The organism is Pseudomonas sp. S2_C11 (genome assembly GCF_054668395.1).
Genome location: NZ_CP162765.1, coordinates 4,323,474 through 4,341,969, shown reverse-complemented (window position 1 = coordinate 4,341,969; position 18,496 = coordinate 4,323,474). Strand labels below are relative to the sequence as shown.

Sequence of the window (18,496 nt, the reverse complement as noted above, 5' to 3'; positions counted from 1 at the left end):
CGCTTTCGCGAGCAGGCTCGCTCCCACAGGGGTAACGCATTCCAAATGTGGGAGCGAGCCTGCTCGCGAAGAGGCCAGCGCTAGCGATGCAAATCTTCAGCCCTTCAATTCCTTCAAATGTTTGTACACCGTCGCCCGCCCCATGTTCAGCACATTGGCCACGTAGTTCGAGGCGCTCTTGCCCTTGAACGCGCCCTCGGCGTGCAGCGCCAGCACCAGTTCGCGTTTGTGATCGCGGGTCAGCAGGTTCAGGCTCAACTGCCGCTCGCGCAACCAGGCGTGGAGGAAGGTGTTGATGCGTTCCTGCCAGTCATCACGGAACAGCGAGTCCGGCTGCGGAATCAGCTTGCTCGGCGAGAGAAACAGGTCCAGCGCCGCTTTGGCGTTCTCGAACAGGGAAATATTCAGATTGATGCACAGCACCGCCAGCGGCCGACTTTCGCTGTCACGCAGCACGGTGCTCAGGCTGCGAATTTTCTGACCGTCCCAGTTGAGCTTTTCGTACGGGCCGATGTTCCTGTCGCTGACATCCTCGCTGAGCATGTCTTCGAGTGACGAGTCGTCGCCGATCTCGCGCTTGGACAGGTTGTTGGCGATGTAGTCGACCTTCTGCGTACGCAGGTCGTGCAGCACCACCTCGGCATGGGGAAAGAAGAGCGTGGCGATGGCGTCGGCGATGGCGCGGAAGTTATCCAGCGCCGGGTCGAATTCGGGGGCAGTCATGACAGTGGAGCTCCAGGCAGCGTCAGCGCCCCTTGTGCCGGGGCGCTGCGAGTGTGCCGCAATCTTTTCGACGAGTCGATGTGATCAAGCCAGTCGGGCCGGGGAGAGCATGGCGCTGTCCAGGCCGAATTGATGCAGGTGCTCGGGGAATGGCTCGCCGCGCACCAGCGCCGCACTGGCCTGGCCCATCGCCGGCGACGTCTGAATGCCGTAACCGCCCTGCGCGGCGACCCAGAACAGCCCTGGCACCTGCGGATCAAAGCCGCTGAGCAAATCACCGTCGGCAACGAAACTGCGCAGACCGGCCCAGGTGCGGGTCGGACGGCGGATGGTCAGCGTGGTGGCTTCTTCGATCTGATAGATGCCCATGGCGATGTCGAGTTCTTCCGGCTGCACATCGTGTGGTTCGACCGGATCGGCGTTAGCCGGCGAGCCGAGGAACATGCCGGCGTCGGGCTTCATGTAGAAGGATTCGTCGAGGCTGACCAGCATTGGCCAATGATGAGTGTCCACGCCTTCCGGGCCGGCAAAGATAAATGCGGCGCGGCGTTTCGCTTGCAGCCCCAGCGGCTGCGCACCGGCCAGGGCAGCGATCTTGTCGGCCCACGCACCGGCGGCGTTGATGATCACCGGTGCGCTGAACGTCTCGCCATTGGTCTGCACGATCCACAGGCCATCGGCATCGCGGCTCAAGCCGAGCACTTCGCAATCGGTGCGCACTTCGCCGTGGTTGCGCCGGATGCCGCGCAGGTAGCCTTGATGCAGCGCGTCGGTGTCGATGTCGCAGGCCGATGGGTCGTAGATCGCGCCGTGGACTTTTTCCCGGCGCAGGATCGGCAGACGCGCGCAGGCTTCGTCGGCGCTGAGCAGTTGCATCTGCGGCACGGTGGCTTTGGCGCTGAGGTATTGATTGTTCAGTTCGGCGGGATCACCGATGAAGTCGACGGTCATTTCGCCGCGCGGAGTCAGCAGCGGGTGCTCGCAAAAGCCGCTCGGAGGACTGTCGAAAAACGCGCGGCTCGCCTGAGTCAGTGCGCGGACCTGTGCGGTGCCGTAGGCGGCGGTGTACAGCGCGGCGGAGCGACCGGTGGAGTGATAGCCGGGATGGGTTTCACGCTCGAGCACGATCACTTTGCCGTGCGGCGCCAGCCAGAACCCGGTGGAAGCGCCGGCAATCCCGCCGCCGATGATGATGAAATCTGCGTGGCTCATGTAGGTCTCCAGTGGGTACGCAATATCAAGGCGTTCGCTAGTCCCTTGTGGGAGCGAGCCTGCTCGCGAAAGCGGTGTATTGTCGACATCTTCGCTGAATGTCAGACCGCATTCGCGAGCAGGCTCGCTCCCACAGGGGATTTTTGGCGTTAGTGGGTTAAGTGATAAACCGCATTGGCGAGGGCAATGTCTTCCAGGCCCAAGCCGATTGAACGGAAGAACACGTGACGGTCGTAACCCGGGCGCTGCACTTTTTCGCTGAGCAAGTCGGCGAGGTCGCCGACAATCGAATCCTTGTTCCAGCCATGCTGCTCGGCGGCAATCAGCATCTCACCTGCCGAACCCGGCGTGGTCAGACGATAGTCGCAGAACACCTGCATGTCGTTGAGACTTTGCGGCGGTACTTCATGGGCGCGGGGGGCGTTGGTGCTGATCGAGGTGATCAGCGCCGGTTTGCTTAACGTTGCAGGATCAATCACCGGCCCGGCCGACGAGGTGCAGAGCATGATCACATCCGCATCGGCGGTGACGGTCTCAAGGCTGTCGGCAATCTTCACTGACGGCACAATGCACTTCAACTCGGCCTGTGTTTGCGCATCTTCCAGCAGCGACGGCGAATACAGGCTGATGCTCTTCCAGTCGCGCAGCGCTTTGGCGTAATGCAGATGCGCTTGAGCAACCTTGCCGCTGCCGATGATCGCCAGTCGCTGGGCATTCAACGGGGCGAGGGCGTCGACCGCCACGGCCGTGGTCGCGGCGGTGCGCGCGGTGGTCAGTTCGCCGGCATCACAGAGCAGCAGCGGCTGGCCGGTTTTCATCGACATCAGCAGGGTCCATGCCGTCACCAGCGCTCCCTGCTCACGGACGATGTACGGCGAAGTCTTCACTCCGTACACGCCGTCCTCGGCCAGTACACCCAAGTAGTTGATGAAGTCGCCGGCACCCTGCGGAAACTCGACCCATTGCTGCGCCGGCTGCACGGCGTTCCCGGCCGCCAGATCGCGGAACAGCTTGTGCAGGATTTGCGGAACATCGATACGCGCCAATAGCTCATGGGCCTGGGCTTGATCGATCACATAGGGCGTACTGGACATTTCGCGCTCCGAAACTAAACTTATTTTTCCATTATGGACTTTTAGTTCTGGCGAGCAACCATCGGGCATAAAAAAAGCGCAGTCCGTTGCCGGCTGCGCTTTTTCATTTCGTGGCGCTTACTGCGGACGCTTGCGCTCAACCGCACGCAGCAGATGCGTCGGCGGGGTTTCACAGCTGATCTTGCGACCAAGCTTTTCTTCGATCGACGGCAACTGGTAAGAGTCGTCCTCGCCGGCAAAGCTGATCGACACGCCATCGGCGCCAGCACGACCGGTACGGCCAATGCGGTGCACGTAATCGTCCGGGACTTCCGGCAGGGTGAAGTTGATCACGTGGCTGATGCCGTCGATGTGGATGCCGCGACCGGCGACATCGGTGGCTACCAGCACGCGGATCTTGCCTTCGCGGAAACCTTCCAGAGTCTTGATGCGCTTGTGCTGCGGCACATCACCGGAGAGTTGCGCGGCGTTGATGCCGTCACGCACCAGGCGTTCTTCGATGCGGCGTACTTCGTCCTTGCGGTTGGCAAACACGATGACTCGCTCCCAACCGTTGTCGTTGACCAGGTTGTAGAGCAGCTTGTATTTGTCGGCAGCGGCCACGGCGTAGATGTGCTGCTCGACGTTCTCGTTGGCAACGTTGGTGATTTCGATTTCGACAATCGCCGGGTCGGTGGTCCATTGCTTGGCCAGATTCATCACGTCTTCGGTGAAGGTCGCGGAGAACAGCAGGGTCTGGCGCTCGGATTTCGGCGGGGTCTGGCGAATGATCTGCCGTACCTGCGGGATGAAACCCATGTCGAGCATGCGGTCAGCTTCGTCCAGGACCATCACTTCGACCATGTCCAGGTGCACATCGCCGCGCTGGTTGAAGTCGAGCAAGCGGCCCGGCGTAGCGACGAGGATGTCGCAATGCCGCGCTTCGAGGTGCTTGAGCTGTTTGTCGAAATCCATACCGCCGACGAACGTCATGACGTTGAGGCCGGTGTACTTGGTCAGGTCAGCGGCGTCCTTGGCGATCTGCACCACCAGCTCGCGGGTCGGCGCGATGATCAGTGCGCGCGGTTCGCCCATGTAGCGCTCTTTCGGCGGCGGCGTCTGCAGCAACTGGGTGATGATCGAGATGAGGAACGCGGCGGTCTTGCCGGTGCCGGTCTGCGCGCGGCCGATGGCGTCTTTGCCGGCGAGGGTGAAGCCCAGCACCTGCGCCTGGATCGGCGTGCAGTAAGGAAAGCCCAGGTCCTGAATGGCGTGCATCAGTTCCGGGGCAAGCTTGAAATCGTGAAAGCGGGTTTTGCCTTCCTGTGGCTCGACGACGAAGTCTTCGAGTTTCCATGGAATGACCGGTGCCTTGGGCTTCGGTTCGCGACGCGGTCTGGCCGGTTTCGGCGCTTCGCCGGGTGCAGGCTCTACGGCCATTGGCGCGGCCGCAGCGGGTTTTTCTTCGGGCTTCGGTGCGGCTGCGGGAGCGGGGCGGTCGGCCTGCGGGGCATCGGCGCGATGACCGGGGGCGTGCGACGGCGCACTGGGAACTGGCGCGAGCTGCTCAGCCTCGCTTTTACCGAACATTTTCTTGAGTGCTTTGAGCACGGTCATCTCATCAATTGGTTAAGGAATGTACGCCGGCCAGTGTAATGCAAGAATCGGGCGCGGCGTAGTAGGAGGGATCAATGGGCAGGGATTGGTCGACAATCAGCGCAGTCGTTCGCTCAACCAGACACCAATGTCGCGAATCTCTTCAGGTAACACTTCGTGCTCCATTGGGTATTCCTGCCATGTCACGGTGACACCATGCTTCTTCAAATGCTCGTAAGCACTGCGGCCCATCGAGTTCTGCACCACGTTATCGAACTGGCCGTGCAGCGAGAGCACCGGAATGCGCTGCTGGCTGGCGGATAACTCCAGTTCGTCGCTGAATGTCGGTGCGTAAGTCGACAACGCCAGCACCCCACCCAACGGCCCCTGCCACTTCAGAAATGCGGTGTGCAATACCACCGCGCCGCCCTGGGAAAACCCGGCGAGAAAAATCCGCGAGGCGTCTATTCCGCTGGCGCGCTCGGCTTCGATCAGTTCGATGATGCGCTCTGCCGAAGCTTCCAACTGGTCACGGTCGATCGCCCGGGCCGGGCTCATGGCCTTGATGTCGTACCAGCTGGGCATGGCATATCCGCCATTTATCGTCACTGGACGCGTCGGCGCCTGCGGCAGCACAAAACGCGTGCTCAGCAGGCTTTCCTGCAACGCCTCGGCCACCGGCAGGAAGTCGTAACGGTCGGCGCCGAGGCCGTGCAGCCAGATCACGCAGGCGTCTGCGGGCTTAACAGGCTGAAGAATCAAGGGCTCGGTCATGTCTGCTCCAAAAATGTGCGGGCGCTCTCATTGAGTGCGTGATTGAAGTGCGCGCCCGGTTGATCCGTTAACAAGATGTCGCAAGGTTACAAGTTTAGCTATTGACGTGTCGCGCAATCACTTTCGCAAGCGGTGTGGTACGGCGTTTGCTATGGAGGTTTGCGTACGAAGCGTCCTACGCGTGGCGGTAACACTATCAGTGTCAGTCGCGTGATGGGATAGCAACGAATCCGGTGATGGATGTTCGCCAATGGCCGCTACGGGCTTAGCGAACGTGAAAGGGCTACAGCCCGTTCGGCCGATTGGTGAGAAGTGAGTGATCCATGATGTGGATTTTCTCCTACTAGACTCATAGCGAAGGTCTTACGTCGGTTGACCCCAAAAAAAGCCAACACGGGTCAACAACGCCTCAAAAGGGTGCGACTGGACTCAAGCTCCGACACAACAAGAGCAAAACTGGAGGTTTGAATGAAGATGTTGAAATCCACTCTGGCGGTCGTGACTGCTGCAGCAGTACTCGGCGTCAGCGGGTTCGCTCAGGCGGGTGCAACCCTGGATGCGGTACAGAAAAAAGGTTTCGTGCAGTGTGGCGTGAGCGACGGTCTGCCGGGCTTCTCGGTACCGGATGCGACCGGCAAGATTCTCGGCATCGACGCCGACGTCTGCCGCGCTGTGGCCGCAGCCGTTTTCGGCGACGCCAACAAGGTCAAGTTCAGCCAGTTGAACGCCAAGGAGCGCTTCACCGCGCTGCAGTCCGGCGAGATCGACATCCTATCGCGCAACACCACCATGACCAGCTCCCGTGACGCGGGCATGGGCCTGAAATTCCCGGGCTTCATCACCTACTACGACGGCATCGGCTTCCTGGTAAACAACAAGCTGGGCGTGAAAAGTGCCAAAGAGCTCGACGGCGCTACCATCTGCATCCAGGCCGGTACCACCACCGAGCTGAACGTTTCCGACTACTTCCGTGGCAACGGTCTGAAATACACCCCGATCACCTTCGACACCTCCGATGAAAGCGCCAAGTCGCTGGAATCCGGTCGTTGCGACGTGCTGACCTCCGACAAGTCCCAGCTGTTCGCCCAGCGCAGCAAGCTGGCCTCGCCGAAGGACTACGTGGTTCTGCCGGAAACCATTTCCAAAGAACCACTGGGTCCGGTCGTACGTAACGGCGACGACGAGTGGCTGGCCATCGTGCGTTGGGTCGGCTACGCGCTGCTCAATGCTGAAGAAGCTGGCATCACTTCGAAGAACGTCGAAGCTGAAGCCAAGTCCACCAAGAACCCGGACGTGGCCCGTATGCTCGGTGCTGACGGCGAATACGGCAAAGACCTGAAACTGCCGAAAGACTGGGTTGTGCAGATCGTCAAGCAGGTCGGCAACTACGGCGAAATCTTCGAGAAAAACCTCGGCAAGAGCACTCCGCTGGAAATCGACCGTGGCCTGAACGCCCTGTGGAACAACGGCGGCATTCAGTACGCACCACCAGTGCGCTAATGGTTCTATCGCCCGGCGGGCCAACCGCCGGGTGATGTTCTTGTTCCATTTCTTCCGGGGCACTTCATGCAAAATTCTATCGGCGCACCAAAGCAGAGGCTCAGCCTCAGCGATCCACGAGTGCGTGCGTGGCTATTCCAGATCATCACCGTTGTGGCGGTGATCTCGCTTGGCTGGTACCTGTTCGACAACACGCAAACCAACCTTCAGCACCGGGGTATCACTTCCGGTTTCAGCTTTCTGGAGCGCAGTGCCGGGTTCGGCATCGCTCAAACCCTGATCGACTACACCGAAGCGGACAGCTACGCGCGGGTGTTTGTCATCGGCCTGCTCAACACCCTGTTGGTGACCTTTATCGGCGTGATCCTGGCGACGATCCTCGGTTTCATCGTCGGCGTGGCGCGGCTGTCGCAGAACTGGATCATCGCCAAACTGGCGACGGTGTATGTGGAAGTGTTCCGCAACATTCCGCCACTGCTGCAGATCCTGTTCTGGTACTTCGCGGTGTTCCTGACCATGCCGGGGCCGCGCAACAGCCACAACTTCGGCGACACCTTCTTCGTCAGCAGCCGTGGCCTGAACATGCCGGCCGCACTCGCCGCTGACGGCTTCTGGGCGTTCGTGATCAGCATCGTGCTGGCCATCGTCGGCATCGTGCTGATGTGCCGCTGGGCCAACAAGCGTTTCGAAGAAACCGGCGTACCGTTCCACAAGTTCTGGACCGGCCTGGCAATTGCGCTGGTGATCCCGACCTTGTGCGCGCTGATCTTCGGCGCTCCGTTGCACTGGGAAATGCCCGAGCTCAAGGGCTTCAACTTTGTCGGTGGCTGGGTGCTGATCCCGGAACTGCTGGCGTTGACCCTGGCGCTCACTGTGTATACCGCAGCGTTTATCGCCGAGATCGTGCGTTCCGGGATCAAGTCGGTCAGCCACGGTCAGACCGAAGCGGCGCGTTCGCTTGGCCTGCGCAACGGCCCGACCCTGCGCAAGGTGATCATCCCGCAAGCCCTGCGCGTGATCATTCCGCCGCTGACCAGCCAATACCTCAACCTGGCGAAGAACTCCTCGCTGGCAGCCGGTATCGGTTACCCGGAAATGGTTTCGCTGTTCGCTGGCACCGTGCTCAACCAGACCGGGCAGGCCATCGAAGTGATTGCCATCACCATGAGCGTGTACCTGGCGATCAGTATCAGCATTTCCCTGCTGATGAACTGGTACAACAAGCGCATTGCGCTGATCGAGCGGTAAGGAAAAGCGCATGAGTACTCATACTTTCAAACCCGACATGCCTCCACCGAACAGCAGCATCGGCGTGGTGGCGTGGATGCGCGCGAACATGTTCTCCAGCTGGCTCAACACCCTGCTGACGCTGTTTGCGTTCTACCTGATCTACCTCGTCGTGCCACCGATCCTCAGCTGGGCGATCGTCGATGCCAACTGGGTCGGCACCACCCGCGCCGACTGCACCAAGGAAGGCGCCTGCTGGGTGTTCATTCAGCAGCGTTTCGGCCAGTTCATGTACGGCTACTACCCGACCGAGCTGCGCTGGCGCGTTGATCTGACCGTGTGGCTGGCGGTCATTGGCGCAGCACCGCTGTTCATCTCGCGCGTGCCGCGTAAAGCGGTGTACGGCCTGAGCTTCCTGGTGCTGTACCCGATCATTGCCTTCACTTTGCTGCATGGCGGTTTCGGAATGACCACCGTGCCGACCAGCCAGTGGGGCGGCCTGATGCTGACCCTGGTGATCGCCACCGTCGGCATCGCCGGGGCGTTGCCGCTGGGTATCGTGCTGGCGCTGGGACGACGTTCGAACATGCCGGCGATTCGTGTGGTCTGCGTGACCTTCATCGAGTTCTGGCGCGGCGTGCCGTTGATCACGGTGCTGTTCATGTCCTCGGTAATGCTGCCGCTGTTCCTGCCCGAAGGCATGAACTTCGACAAGCTGCTGCGGGCGCTGATCGGCGTGATCCTGTTCCAGTCGGCGTACGTCGCCGAGGTGGTGCGTGGCGGTCTGCAAGCGATTCCCAAAGGGCAGTACGAAGCGGCTGCGGCGATGGGCCTCGGTTACTGGCGTTCGATGGGCCTGGTGATCCTGCCGCAAGCCCTGAAGCTGGTGATCCCGGGCATCGTCAACACGTTCATTGCTCTGTTCAAGGACACCAGCCTGGTGATCATCATCGGTCTCTTTGACCTGCTCAACAGCGTCAAGCAAGCCGCTGCCGACCCGAAATGGCTGGGCATGGCCACCGAAGGCTACGTGTTCGCCGCCCTGGTGTTCTGGATTTTCTGTTTTGGTATGTCGCGCTATTCCATGCATCTGGAACGCAAGCTCGACACTGGCCACAAGCGTTAGGAGTTCTCTGTAAATGAGCGAAGCAATCAAAAAGCCTGTGGGTCCGGAAGGCATCATCCAGATGCAGGGCGTGAACAAGTGGTACGGCCAGTTTCACGTACTCAAGGACATTAACCTCAACGTCAAACAGGGCGAACGCATCGTCCTGTGTGGTCCGTCGGGCTCCGGTAAATCCACGACGATCCGTTGCCTCAATCGTCTGGAAGAACACCAGCAGGGGCGCATCGTCGTCGATGGCGTGGAACTGACCAACGACCTCAAGCAGATCGAAGCGATCCGTCGCGAAGTCGGCATGGTGTTCCAGCACTTCAACCTGTTCCCGCACCTGACCATCCTGCAGAACTGCACCCTGGCGCCGATGTGGGTACGCAAGATGCCCAAGCGCAAGGCCGAAGAAATCGCCATGCATTATCTGGAACGCGTACGCATTCCGGAGCAGGCGCACAAATATCCGGGGCAACTGTCCGGCGGCCAGCAACAGCGTGTGGCGATCGCCCGCGCCTTGTGCATGAAGCCGAAAATCATGCTGTTCGACGAACCGACTTCAGCGCTTGATCCGGAAATGGTGAAAGAAGTTCTGGACACCATGATCGGTCTGGCCGAAGACGGCATGACCATGCTCTGCGTGACCCACGAAATGGGCTTCGCCCGCACCGTGGCCAACCGCGTGATCTTCATGGACAAGGGCGAAATCGTTGAACAGGCCGCGCCGAACGACTTCTTCGACAATCCGCAGAATGATCGGACCAAGTTGTTCTTGAGTCAGATTTTGCATTGATGCCCGTCAGGCACTGAAACAAACCCGGACTCAGTTCCGGGTTTGTTTTATCTGGGCTCATCTGGCCAGAACAGGTTCCCGCTCCGGGTAACGAGTTTCCAGAAGCTGTTTGAGACCGTCGTCTGTGTGGAGTGCCTGAATTTCCTCTAGCAGATAGGGATGACGATCCAGAAGCCGCATCAATGTGAACAACGGCTGCGGCGGAGCCAGTTCGCCGCGTTCATATCGTGAAAACGCATTATGCCCACCTCCTGACAGCCACTTCACCGCACTTCTTTGAGTGAGATGGAGCTTTCGGCGAATACGCTTCATTTCGGTACCGATCAGCCCAAGTACGTCTTCGAGTAATTGATCGCCGGCATCTACGTAGCGCTCGGCACTGTCGGTACCACTGTCAAAAATGATTTCGCCACAGACCCTGCACTCCCAGCCGGCGAGAAGGTGTACGGGCCGCGAAAACTGTTTGTAATTGACGTCGAGACTGCGATCTTGAAAGTGGTGCATTGCGTGTTCGGTGCCGCAACTCAGGCATTGCCTCTTGCTCATGTGTTTTTCTCCTTGAAGGAGATCACCGGAGAACCACCGCTCGTGCAGTAGGTCACTTTGATGTAGATCTCCCGATTTCAAAACGATACGTGATAGACGTCGTGCCAGTTCCGATGGTTGGAATAAGAGGTCATGGATTTGTAGAGCATCCGCCGCTCAAGCGTTGCCACAACCTGCATCATCACTTTCCAGGACATGCCCATGTCCCGGCCTGTCTCAAGTGCATAACGTGTAAAGGCTTCTTTGCCTCGTCTAATTACTTCGGCCTTCACGACTGCCAAGTCGTAATGGGGTGTGTTCTTTTCCATAAGAAGCCAAAACCCTGTCCCTGAAATTACCCTTAAAGGGTAATTTTGACCAATCGAAAATGCCGCTCCATGTGTCTCCGATTGACCCTAGGTGGTTGCCGCCCTACATGGGTCTGACTAACATGTCGGAAAATTCATCCTATGATTGGATGAAAAGGCGAGGCTCATGTCAGATATTTCCCCTTTGATCAAGCGATCCCTGGTCGATCAGGCTTTGGATCAACTGCGTCAGCGCATCAACAGCGGTGCGTGGCAGGTCGGCGAGCGTCTGCCGACCGAACCTGAGCTGTGCGCCGAGCTGGGCATCAGCCGCAACACGGTGCGTGAGGCGATGCGTGTTCTGGCGTTCTCGGGATTGATCGAAATTCGCCAGGGCGACGGCAGTTATCTGCGCGCCGTGGTCGATCCGCTGGATACGCTGAAGGCGTTGTCCCGCTGTTCCCTGGAGCAGGCTCGGGAGACCCGGCACATCCTTGAAGTCGAGGCCATCGGCCTGGCCGCGTTGCGCCGTACCGATGAGGATCTGGCGGCGCTGCGTGAAGCGCTCGGCACCAGCGGCAGCCATTACCACGGCGATCTCGACACCTATATCGCCTGCGATCTGGTGTTCCATCGCCGACTGGTCGACGCCGCGCACAACCCGACCCTCAGCGAGCTGTATCGCTACTTTTCCAGCATCGTCGGCGCGCAATTGCGCCAGACCCTGAATATCTCCCCGCGCCGTCAGGAAGTGTTCGATCTGCACATCGACTTGCTCGATGCGGTCGAGCAACGCGACCCGGAACGGGCCAAAGCCTTGTCGAGGCAGTTGATCAATGAACCTTGAAACCGAGAAATCCATGCCCCGCAGTGAGTTATCCACAGTGTCGAAACGCACCCCCGAACTTGAAGAGCTGCTGATCGATGCCGAGGCTGATGACGAGCAGGTCCAGCAAAGCCACCCATTGGTAAAACGCCCGTGGCTGTTGCTGCTCGGCTTGATTCTGGTGGCGCTGAACCTGCGCCCGGCGTTGTCGAGCATGGCGCCGTTGCTCAGCGAGGTCTCCAGCAGTCTCGGACTGTCTGCGGCGCAGGCGGGATTGCTGACCACGTTGCCGGTGCTGTGCCTGGGCCTGTTTGCGCCGCTGGCGCCGATTCTGGCGCGGCGTTTCGGTGCTGAGCGGGTGGTGTTGGGGATTCTGCTGACGCTGGCCGGCGGGATTATCCTGCGCAGTAATTTCGGCGAGATCGGCCTGTTCGCCGGCAGCGTGCTTGGGGGCGCCAGCATCGGCATTGTCGGCGTGCTGTTACCGGGCATTGTCAAACGCGATTTCGCCAAACATGCCGGGACCATGACCGGCGTCTACACCATGGCGCTGTGCCTGGGCGCAGCGATGGCGGCGGGTTCGACCGTGCCGCTGAGTGAACACTTAGGCAACAGCTGGGCGATGGGCCTGGGCTTCTGGGTGATTCCGGCATTGGTGGCCGCAGTGTTCTGGCTGCCACAAGTCGGCTCCAAACATGGCGCACACAACGTCGCCTATCGCGTGCGCGGGTTGCTGCGTGATCCGCTGGCCTGGCAGGTGACCTTGTACATGGGCCTGCAATCGTCGCTGGCCTACATCGTGTTTGGCTGGTTGCCGTCAATCCTCATCGGGCGCGGGCTGACACCGACTCAGGCCGGATTGGTGCTGTCCGGTTCGGTGATCATTCAACTGGCCAGTTCGCTGGCCGCGCCGTGGCTGGCGACCCGGGGCAAGGATCAGCGCCTGGCGATCGTCGTGGTCATGGCGCTGACCCTGGCCGGCCTGTTCGGCTGCCTGTACGCACCGATCGAAGGTCTGTGGGGCTGGGCGATTCTGCTCGGACTGGGGCAGGGCGGCACGTTCAGTCTCGCCCTGACCCTGATCGTGCTGCGCTCGCGTGATTCCCATGTCGCGGCGAACCTGTCTAGCATGTCCCAGGGTTTTGGCTACACGCTGGCGTCCATGGGGCCGTTTGCCGTGGGCGTGGTGCATGACTGGACCGGCGGCTGGAATGCCCTGGGCTGGATCTTCGGCGTTATCGGCGCTGGTGCGATCCTGGCCGGGCTGGGTGCCGGGCGGGCGTTGTATGTGCAGGTGCAAAGCGAAAAGATCTGAATGCACTGGGTGCAAATGTGGGAGCGAGCCTGCTCGCGAAAGCGGTGTTTCGGTCAACATGGATGTTGAATGTTGAATTGCCTTCGCGAGCAGGCTCGCTCCCACAAGGGTTTTGCGTATTGCCGATAGTGTTTCTGCGCGCGGCAGATTATGGTGCTGGCAATCTGTACCTATTTCCTTGGAGATTGCCTTGAGCGAAGCCCATAGCGCCCTGATCACCCGCTTCTACCAAGCCTTTCAGCGCCTCGACGCCGAGGCCATGGCGGCCTGCTACACCGATGATGTGGTCTTCAGCGATCCGGCCTTCGGCGAGTTGCGCGGGCGCGATGCCGGCGACATGTGGCGCATGCTGACTACCCGCGCCAAGGATTTTTCCCTGACTTTTGACAATGTCCGCGCCGACGAGCGCACCGGCGGCGCGCATTGGGTGGCGACTTACCTGTTCAGTCAGACCGGCAACGTCGTGGTCAACGACATCCAGGCGCGCTTCGTCTTCCGGGACGGCAAGATCTGTGAGCACCACGACCACTTCGATCTGTGGCGCTGGTCGCGGCAGGCGTTGGGTTTCAAAGGCCTGCTGCTGGGCTGGACGCCGCTGGTGCGCAACGCGGTACGTGCCCAGGCGCGCAAGGGACTGAAGGCATTTCAGGCCGGGCGCTGATAAGATCGCCGCCTGTTTTCCTACACGTTCAGATCCCGAAGTGACCAGCCTTAGCGAAAAATCCGTCGATGCTGCCGAACCAGTGAGTAAATCCTGGTTCGTCTACCTCGTGCGTGCCGCCAATGGCTCGTTGTATTGCGGAATCAGCGACGACCCCGTACGCCGTTTCGCCAAGCACCAGAGCGGCAAGGGAGCGCGGTTCTTTCTTTCCAGCCCCGCGATGGCCCTGGTCTACACGGAACTGTGCCGCGACAAAAGCGATGCTTTGCGCCAGGAACGGCTGATCAAAAAGCTCAAGAAGAGCGCCAAGGAATGCCTGGTCGCGTCTTATCAATCTGACTGATTGGTTCCCATCAGGCAGATCGGTAGGCCTGTCAGGCAATGCGCGCTAAGCTGCGGATTCACTTTTCCAGCGGCGGAGCCGAGCATGTCCGAGTTGATTCTGCACCATTACCCGACCTCTCCATTTGCCGAGAAGGCGCGCCTGCTGCTGGGCTTCAAAGGCCTGTCCTGGCGTTCGGTGCATATTTCCCCGGTGATGCCCAAGCCTGATCTGACGGCATTGACCGGTGGCTACCGCAAGACCCCAGTGTTGCAGATCGGTGCCGACATCTATTGCGATACCGCACTGATCGCTCGACGCCTGGAACAGGAAAAAGCCCTGCCGGCGTTTTTCCCCGAAGGCCAGGAAATGACCAGCGCCAGTTTTGCGGCGTGGGCCGACTCGGTGGTGTTTCAGCACGCGGTGAGCCTGGTGTTCCAGCCAGAATCGGTAGCCGTGCGTTTCGGCAAATTGCCGCCGGAAGCGATCAAGGCCTTCCTGGCCGACCGCGCCGGCTTGTTCAGCGGTGGCAGCGCCACACGCCTGTCCGCCGAGCAGGCCAAGCATCAGTGGCCGACGATCATGGCGCGTCTGGAGCAGCAGTTGCAGCGCGAACAGGGCGACTACCTCTTCGGCGAGCCATCGATTGCCGACTTCGCCCTGGCGCATCCGCTGTGGTTCCTCAAGGCGACCCACGTCACGGCGCCGCTGGTGGATGAATATCCGGCGGTGGCGGCGTGGCTGGGTCGGGTGCTCGGGTTCGGCCATGGCGCAGCGAGCGAGATGTCCTCTGCCGAGGCATTGGAGGTCGCGCGTAACGCGACGCCAGCGGCATTGCCGGATGAGCGGTTCGTTGATCCGAACGGCTTCAAGACGGGACAGCAAGTGGCAATTGCCGCTATCGATTACGGCGTTGATCCGGTGGTGGGCGAGCTGCTGTTTGCTGGCAGTGAAGAGCTGATCATTCGCCGTGAAGACGAACGTGGCGGCGTGGTGCATGTGCACTTTCCGCGTTTTGGTTTCCGTATCGAAGCGCGCTGATTTATCAAGCAGCTGCAAAACCTGTGGGAGCGAGCCTGCTCGCGAAGACGATGGATCATTCAACATGGTTGTTGGCTGATGCAGCGCTTTCGCGAGCAGGCTCGCTCCCACATTGGTTATTTCAGGGCTGCAAGGATTTCGTCCGGATCGAACCCGCGAATCAACGTGCCGTTCACATCGATCAGCGGAATCCCGCGTCCACCCAGTGCCTCATACGCCTTGCGCGCATCGGCATCCTTCTCGATGTCGAACTCCTTGAACGGTATGCCCTTGCTGTCGAGAAAGCGTTTGGTCTGTTTGCAGTAGCCGCACCAGTCGGTGGCATAGAGCACGACATTGGCTTGCGCCCGGGTCTGCGGCGAGACCATTTGCGCGGGATTGAATACCCGCTCGATCTTGCCCCAGTTCTGATAGACCACGACCACCAGCAGCACCAGGGCGACCTTTTTCAGCACATTGCCGAGCATCAGTTACGCCGCTTCAACTGATCGGTCAGCGAAGTCGGCAGGCCTTTGATGATCAGGGTGCCGTTCTCTTCGTCGTACTCGATCTTCGAGCCCAGCAGGTGCGCTTCGAAGCTGATCGACAAACCTTCGGCGCGGCCGGTGAAACGACGGAATTGATTGAGGGTGCGCTTGTCTGCCGGAATCTCTGGCGACAGGCCATAGTCCTTGTTGCGGATGTGATCGTAGAAGGCTTTCGGGCGTTCCTCGTCGATCAGCTCCGACAGCTCCTCAAGACCCATCGGTTCGCCGAGCTTGGCCTGGCTGCTGGCATAGTCGACCAGGGTCTTGGTTTTCTCGCGGGCCGAGTCTTCCGGCAGGTCTTCGCTCTCGACAAAGTCACTGAAGGCCTTGAGCAGTGTGCGCGTCTCGCCGGGGCCGTCGACGCCTTCCTGGCAACCGATGAAGTCGCGGAAATACTCCGAGACCTTCTTGCCATTCTTGCCCTTGATGAACGAGATGTACTGTTTCGACTGCTTGTTGTTCTGCCACTCCGAGACATTGATCCGCGCTGCCAGATGCAACTGGCCAAGGTCGAGATGGCGCGAGGGCGTCACGTCGAGCTCGTCGGTCACCGCCACACCTTCGCTGTGATGCAGCAGGGCGATCGCCAGATAGTCGGTCATGCCTTGCTGATAGTGGGCGAACAGCACGTGGCCACCCACCGACAGGTTGGATTCTTCCATCAGTTTCTGCAGATGCTCGACCGCCACTTTACTGAACGCGGTGAAGTCACGGCCGCCTTCCATATACTCCTTCAGCCAGCCGCTGAACGGGAATGCGCCGGATTCCGGATGGAACAGGCCCCAGGCTTTGCCCTGTTTGGCGTTGTAGCTTTCGTTGAGGTCGGCGAGCATGTTTTCGATGGCTGCGGACTCGGCCAGTTCAGAGTCACGGGCGTGCAGAACTGCGGGCGTGCCGTCGGGTTTTTTGTCGATCAGGTGGACGATGCAATGACGGATCGGCATGGGCTTCTCGGCTGTTGGAAGGGAGGAGGGCAGGCTCCCCCGAAAAAGCGCTCAGTGTACCGCAACCACTGGTTTTGGCGCGGGTTGCAGGGCAAAACCGGGGCGCGCGCCCGGCCTTAAGCGGTTTTTTACCGATTTAGCGCAATAAAGCTGACCAAATGGGTAGCTAGAGGCGGATATTTCCTTGTCGCTGTGCTAGTTTTGCCCGGTCTTACGCGAAGTCACTGCGTTAAGCGTGCATTCAGCATTTGTCAGGTCGAACCAAACCCTGATTTCGGCATCTATAACCCGACTCGTCGTGGTTAATCGCCGAGGGTGCCAGATCCAGAAGATCGGGCTCGATGGCTGACACTGCACTCTGCAATCCATATGAATTTGATAGGGAAGGAACACTACATGGCTCTTACTAAAGACCAACTGATCGCCGACATCGCTGAAGCTATCGACGCGCCGAAAACCACCGCGCGTAACGCTCTGGACCAACTGGGCCAAATCGTTGCCGATCAGCTGGAAAACGGCGGCGAAATCACCTTGCCAGGTATCGGCAAGCTGAAAGTGACCGAGCGTCCTGCCCGCACCGGCCGTAACCCTTCGACTGGCGCTGCCATCGAAATCCCTGCAAAGAAAGTGATCAAGCTGGTTGTGGCCAAAGGCCTGACCGACGCTGTGAACAAGTAAGACGCAGCGATAAAAAAACCGTGCTTCGGAGTGATCCGGGGCACGGTTTTTTTGTGTCTGTGATTTAGCGACTGAATCGCAGTGCCAATGTGGGAGCGAGCCTGCTCGCGAAAGCGGTAGGTCAGTCGATATTGAAGCTGACTGACACGCCGCCTTCGCGAGCAGGCTCGCTCCCACAGGGGATCTGCTGTGTGTTAGCGAACCCAGCGCTCGCGTCGCCAGATCTGCTGCTCGGACTTGGTCTGGAAGGTCCAGGCAACAAAGCGGCTCTGCTTCTGGCCCTGCGACATCTCCACGACCTGGCTCTCCAGCACGCCAGCCTTCTTCAGCGCGGTTTCAATGGCCGGCAGGTTCGAGGCCTTCGACACCAGTGTGCTGAACCACAACACCTTGTGCTGGAAGTTCGCGCTCTCGGCAATCAACTGCGTCACGAAGCGTGCTTCACCGCCTTCACACCACAGCTCCGCCGATTGCCCGCCGAAGTTCAGCACCGGCAGCTTGCGTTTCGGGTCGGCCTTGCCCAAGGCGCGCCACTTGCGCTCGCTGCCCTTGGTCGCTTCTTCCATCGAAGCGTGGAACGGCGGGTTGCACATGGTCAGGTCGAAACGCTCGCCCGGCTCCAGCAAGCCAATGAGGATGTGCTTGCGGTTTTCCTGCTGGCGCAGCTGGATCACTTTGCTCAGATCATTGGACTGCACGATGGCTCGCGCCGCCGCCACGGCTGTCGGGTCGATCTCCGAGCCGAGGAAGTGCCAGCGATATTCGCTGTTGCCGATCAGCGGATACACGCAGTTGGCGCCCATGCCGATATCCAGCACATTGACGATCGCGCCGCGCGGGACCTTGCCGTCGTTCATGCTCGCCAGCAGGTCGGCGAGAAAGTGCACATAGTCGGCACGCCCCGGAACAGGAGGGCAAAGATAGTCCGCCGGGATGTCCCAATGCTGGATGCCGTAGAACGCCTTGAGCAGCGCCCGATTGAACACACGTACCGCGTCGGGGCTGGCGAAGTCAATGCTTTCCTTGCCGTACGGATTGGTGATCACGTACTTGGCCAGTTCCGGCGTGGTCTTGATCAGTGCCGGAAAGTCGTAACGACCCTGATGGCGATTGCGCGGATGCAGGCTGGCCTTCTCGCGCGGCTCGACGGCTTTGCTCGGGGAGGCGGCGTCAGGCTTCTTGCGCGCAGGTTTGGGTGTGCGGGGGGCGGTCATGGGCGTGGTCGATTCGGGTATGGCTGAAAGTGGCGGGCATTGTCCCACATCTGAAGGCAACACCGTTCAAACTGTGGGAGCGAGCCTGCTCGCGAAGGCGGTTTCACATCCGGCAGATTTGTCGGC

19 protein-coding genes and 1 pseudogene are annotated in these 18,496 nt (G+C 60.0%); 10 read left to right on the top strand and 10 right to left on the bottom strand.

The features are described 5' to 3' along the window. Window positions 1–96: 96 nt before the first annotated feature. From AB4N48_RS19695 to AB4N48_RS19675, 5 genes are all read right to left on the bottom strand, one after another. Entirely contained in the window at window positions 97–723 is a 627-nt protein-coding gene (locus AB4N48_RS19695) for a helix-turn-helix transcriptional regulator (protein ID WP_016771588.1), read from the bottom strand. A gap of 84 nt (window positions 724–807) precedes the next feature. Beyond that, a complete protein-coding gene (locus AB4N48_RS19690) occupies window positions 808–1,935 on the bottom strand; it encodes an NAD(P)/FAD-dependent oxidoreductase (RefSeq protein ID WP_431078335.1) in 1,128 nt (375 codons plus the stop codon). Between the two features lie 149 nt (window positions 1,936–2,084). Next, window positions 2,085–3,029 (bottom strand): ornithine cyclodeaminase family protein, encoded by a 945-nt coding sequence (locus AB4N48_RS19685; RefSeq protein ID WP_150742840.1) that lies wholly within the window; start codon window positions 3,027–3,029, stop codon window positions 2,085–2,087. A gap of 117 nt (window positions 3,030–3,146) precedes the next feature. Beyond that, a complete protein-coding gene (gene rhlB, locus AB4N48_RS19680; protein WP_056783067.1) occupies window positions 3,147–4,625 on the bottom strand; it encodes an ATP-dependent RNA helicase RhlB in 1,479 nt (492 codons plus the stop codon). A gap of 96 nt (window positions 4,626–4,721) precedes the next feature. Continuing rightward, window positions 4,722–5,378, bottom strand: coding sequence for an alpha/beta hydrolase (locus tag AB4N48_RS19675; RefSeq protein WP_056783069.1), 657 nt, complete (start codon window positions 5,376–5,378; stop codon window positions 4,722–4,724). A gap of 468 nt (window positions 5,379–5,846) precedes the next feature. Here AB4N48_RS19675 and AB4N48_RS19670 point away from each other — a divergent pair, with 468 nt between their 5' ends. The 4 genes from AB4N48_RS19670 to AB4N48_RS19655 all read left to right on the top strand — a co-directional run bounded on the left by AB4N48_RS19670 (window position 5,847) and on the right by AB4N48_RS19655 (window position 10,009). Then, window positions 5,847–6,878, top strand: coding sequence for an amino acid ABC transporter substrate-binding protein (locus AB4N48_RS19670; RefSeq protein ID WP_016771583.1), 1,032 nt, complete (start codon window positions 5,847–5,849; stop codon window positions 6,876–6,878). A 66-nt stretch (window positions 6,879–6,944) separates the two neighbouring features. Continuing rightward, complete coding sequence (locus tag AB4N48_RS19665) at window positions 6,945–8,126, top strand: amino acid ABC transporter permease (protein ID WP_041479500.1); 1,182 nt, start codon at window positions 6,945–6,947, stop codon at window positions 8,124–8,126. Window positions 8,127–8,136: 10 nt separating this feature from the next. Then, on the top strand, window positions 8,137–9,231 hold the full coding sequence (locus tag AB4N48_RS19660; protein ID WP_016771582.1) for an amino acid ABC transporter permease: 1,095 nt from the start codon (window positions 8,137–8,139) through the stop codon (window positions 9,229–9,231). Window positions 9,232–9,244: 13 nt separating this feature from the next. Beyond that, the gene (locus AB4N48_RS19655) at window positions 9,245–10,009 is read left to right on the top strand and encodes an amino acid ABC transporter ATP-binding protein (protein WP_016771581.1); all 765 of its coding nucleotides are present in this window, start codon (window positions 9,245–9,247) and stop codon (window positions 10,007–10,009) included. A gap of 57 nt (window positions 10,010–10,066) precedes the next feature. On the opposite strand, the gene AB4N48_RS19650 is transcribed toward AB4N48_RS19655, so the two are convergent. After that, on the bottom strand, window positions 10,067–10,555 hold the full coding sequence (locus AB4N48_RS19650; protein WP_252885402.1) for a type II toxin-antitoxin system MqsA family antitoxin: 489 nt from the start codon (window positions 10,553–10,555) through the stop codon (window positions 10,067–10,069). Beyond that, window positions 10,552–10,863: pseudogene (locus tag AB4N48_RS19645) on the bottom strand (type II toxin-antitoxin system MqsR family toxin). Before AB4N48_RS19645 ends, AB4N48_RS19650 begins: the two are co-directional and overlap by 4 nt. Window positions 10,864–11,029: 166 nt before the next feature. Between AB4N48_RS19645 and AB4N48_RS19640 the strand changes: the two are divergent. From AB4N48_RS19640 to AB4N48_RS19620, 5 genes are all read left to right on the top strand, one after another. Beyond that, entirely contained in the window at window positions 11,030–11,689 is a 660-nt protein-coding gene (locus tag AB4N48_RS19640) for a FadR/GntR family transcriptional regulator (RefSeq protein ID WP_076565984.1), read from the top strand. After that, on the top strand, window positions 11,679–12,983 hold the full coding sequence (locus AB4N48_RS19635; protein ID WP_460094193.1) for a CynX/NimT family MFS transporter: 1,305 nt from the start codon (window positions 11,679–11,681) through the stop codon (window positions 12,981–12,983). Before AB4N48_RS19640 ends, AB4N48_RS19635 begins: the two co-directional genes overlap by 11 nt. Window positions 12,984–13,173: 190 nt before the next feature. After that, window positions 13,174–13,644: a nuclear transport factor 2 family protein gene (locus AB4N48_RS19630; protein WP_041479505.1), complete on the top strand. Its 471-nt coding sequence runs from the start codon at window positions 13,174–13,176 to the stop codon at window positions 13,642–13,644. A 40-nt stretch (window positions 13,645–13,684) separates the two neighbouring features. Continuing rightward, complete coding sequence (locus AB4N48_RS19625) at window positions 13,685–13,987, top strand: GIY-YIG nuclease family protein (protein ID WP_095180433.1); 303 nt, start codon at window positions 13,685–13,687, stop codon at window positions 13,985–13,987. Window positions 13,988–14,071: 84 nt separating this feature from the next. Beyond that, window positions 14,072–15,007, top strand: a complete 936-nt coding sequence (locus AB4N48_RS19620) for a glutathione S-transferase family protein (protein ID WP_457264288.1) — start codon at window positions 14,072–14,074, stop codon at window positions 15,005–15,007. A gap of 116 nt (window positions 15,008–15,123) precedes the next feature. On the opposite strand, the gene AB4N48_RS19615 is transcribed toward AB4N48_RS19620, so the two are convergent. Both AB4N48_RS19615 and yejK read right to left on the bottom strand, forming a co-directional pair. After that, on the bottom strand, window positions 15,124–15,474 hold the full coding sequence (locus tag AB4N48_RS19615; RefSeq protein ID WP_056783081.1) for a glutaredoxin family protein: 351 nt from the start codon (window positions 15,472–15,474) through the stop codon (window positions 15,124–15,126). Further along, on the bottom strand, window positions 15,474–16,478 hold the full coding sequence (gene yejK, locus AB4N48_RS19610) for a nucleoid-associated protein YejK (RefSeq protein ID WP_039759184.1): 1,005 nt from the start codon (window positions 16,476–16,478) through the stop codon (window positions 15,474–15,476). The genes AB4N48_RS19615 and yejK overlap by 1 nt, the downstream gene beginning before the upstream one ends. A gap of 396 nt (window positions 16,479–16,874) precedes the next feature. Here yejK and AB4N48_RS19605 point away from each other — a divergent pair, with 396 nt between their 5' ends. Further along, window positions 16,875–17,156: an HU family DNA-binding protein gene (locus AB4N48_RS19605; RefSeq protein ID WP_003221909.1), complete on the top strand. Its 282-nt coding sequence runs from the start codon at window positions 16,875–16,877 to the stop codon at window positions 17,154–17,156. A 194-nt stretch (window positions 17,157–17,350) separates the two neighbouring features. On the opposite strand, the gene rlmF is transcribed toward AB4N48_RS19605, so the two are convergent. After that, window positions 17,351–18,370 carry a 23S rRNA (adenine(1618)-N(6))-methyltransferase RlmF gene (gene rlmF / locus AB4N48_RS19600; protein ID WP_016771571.1) on the bottom strand — a complete coding sequence of 340 codons (1,020 nt, stop codon included), beginning with the start codon at window positions 18,368–18,370 and terminating at the stop codon, window positions 17,351–17,353. Window positions 18,371–18,496: the final 126 nt, after the last annotated feature.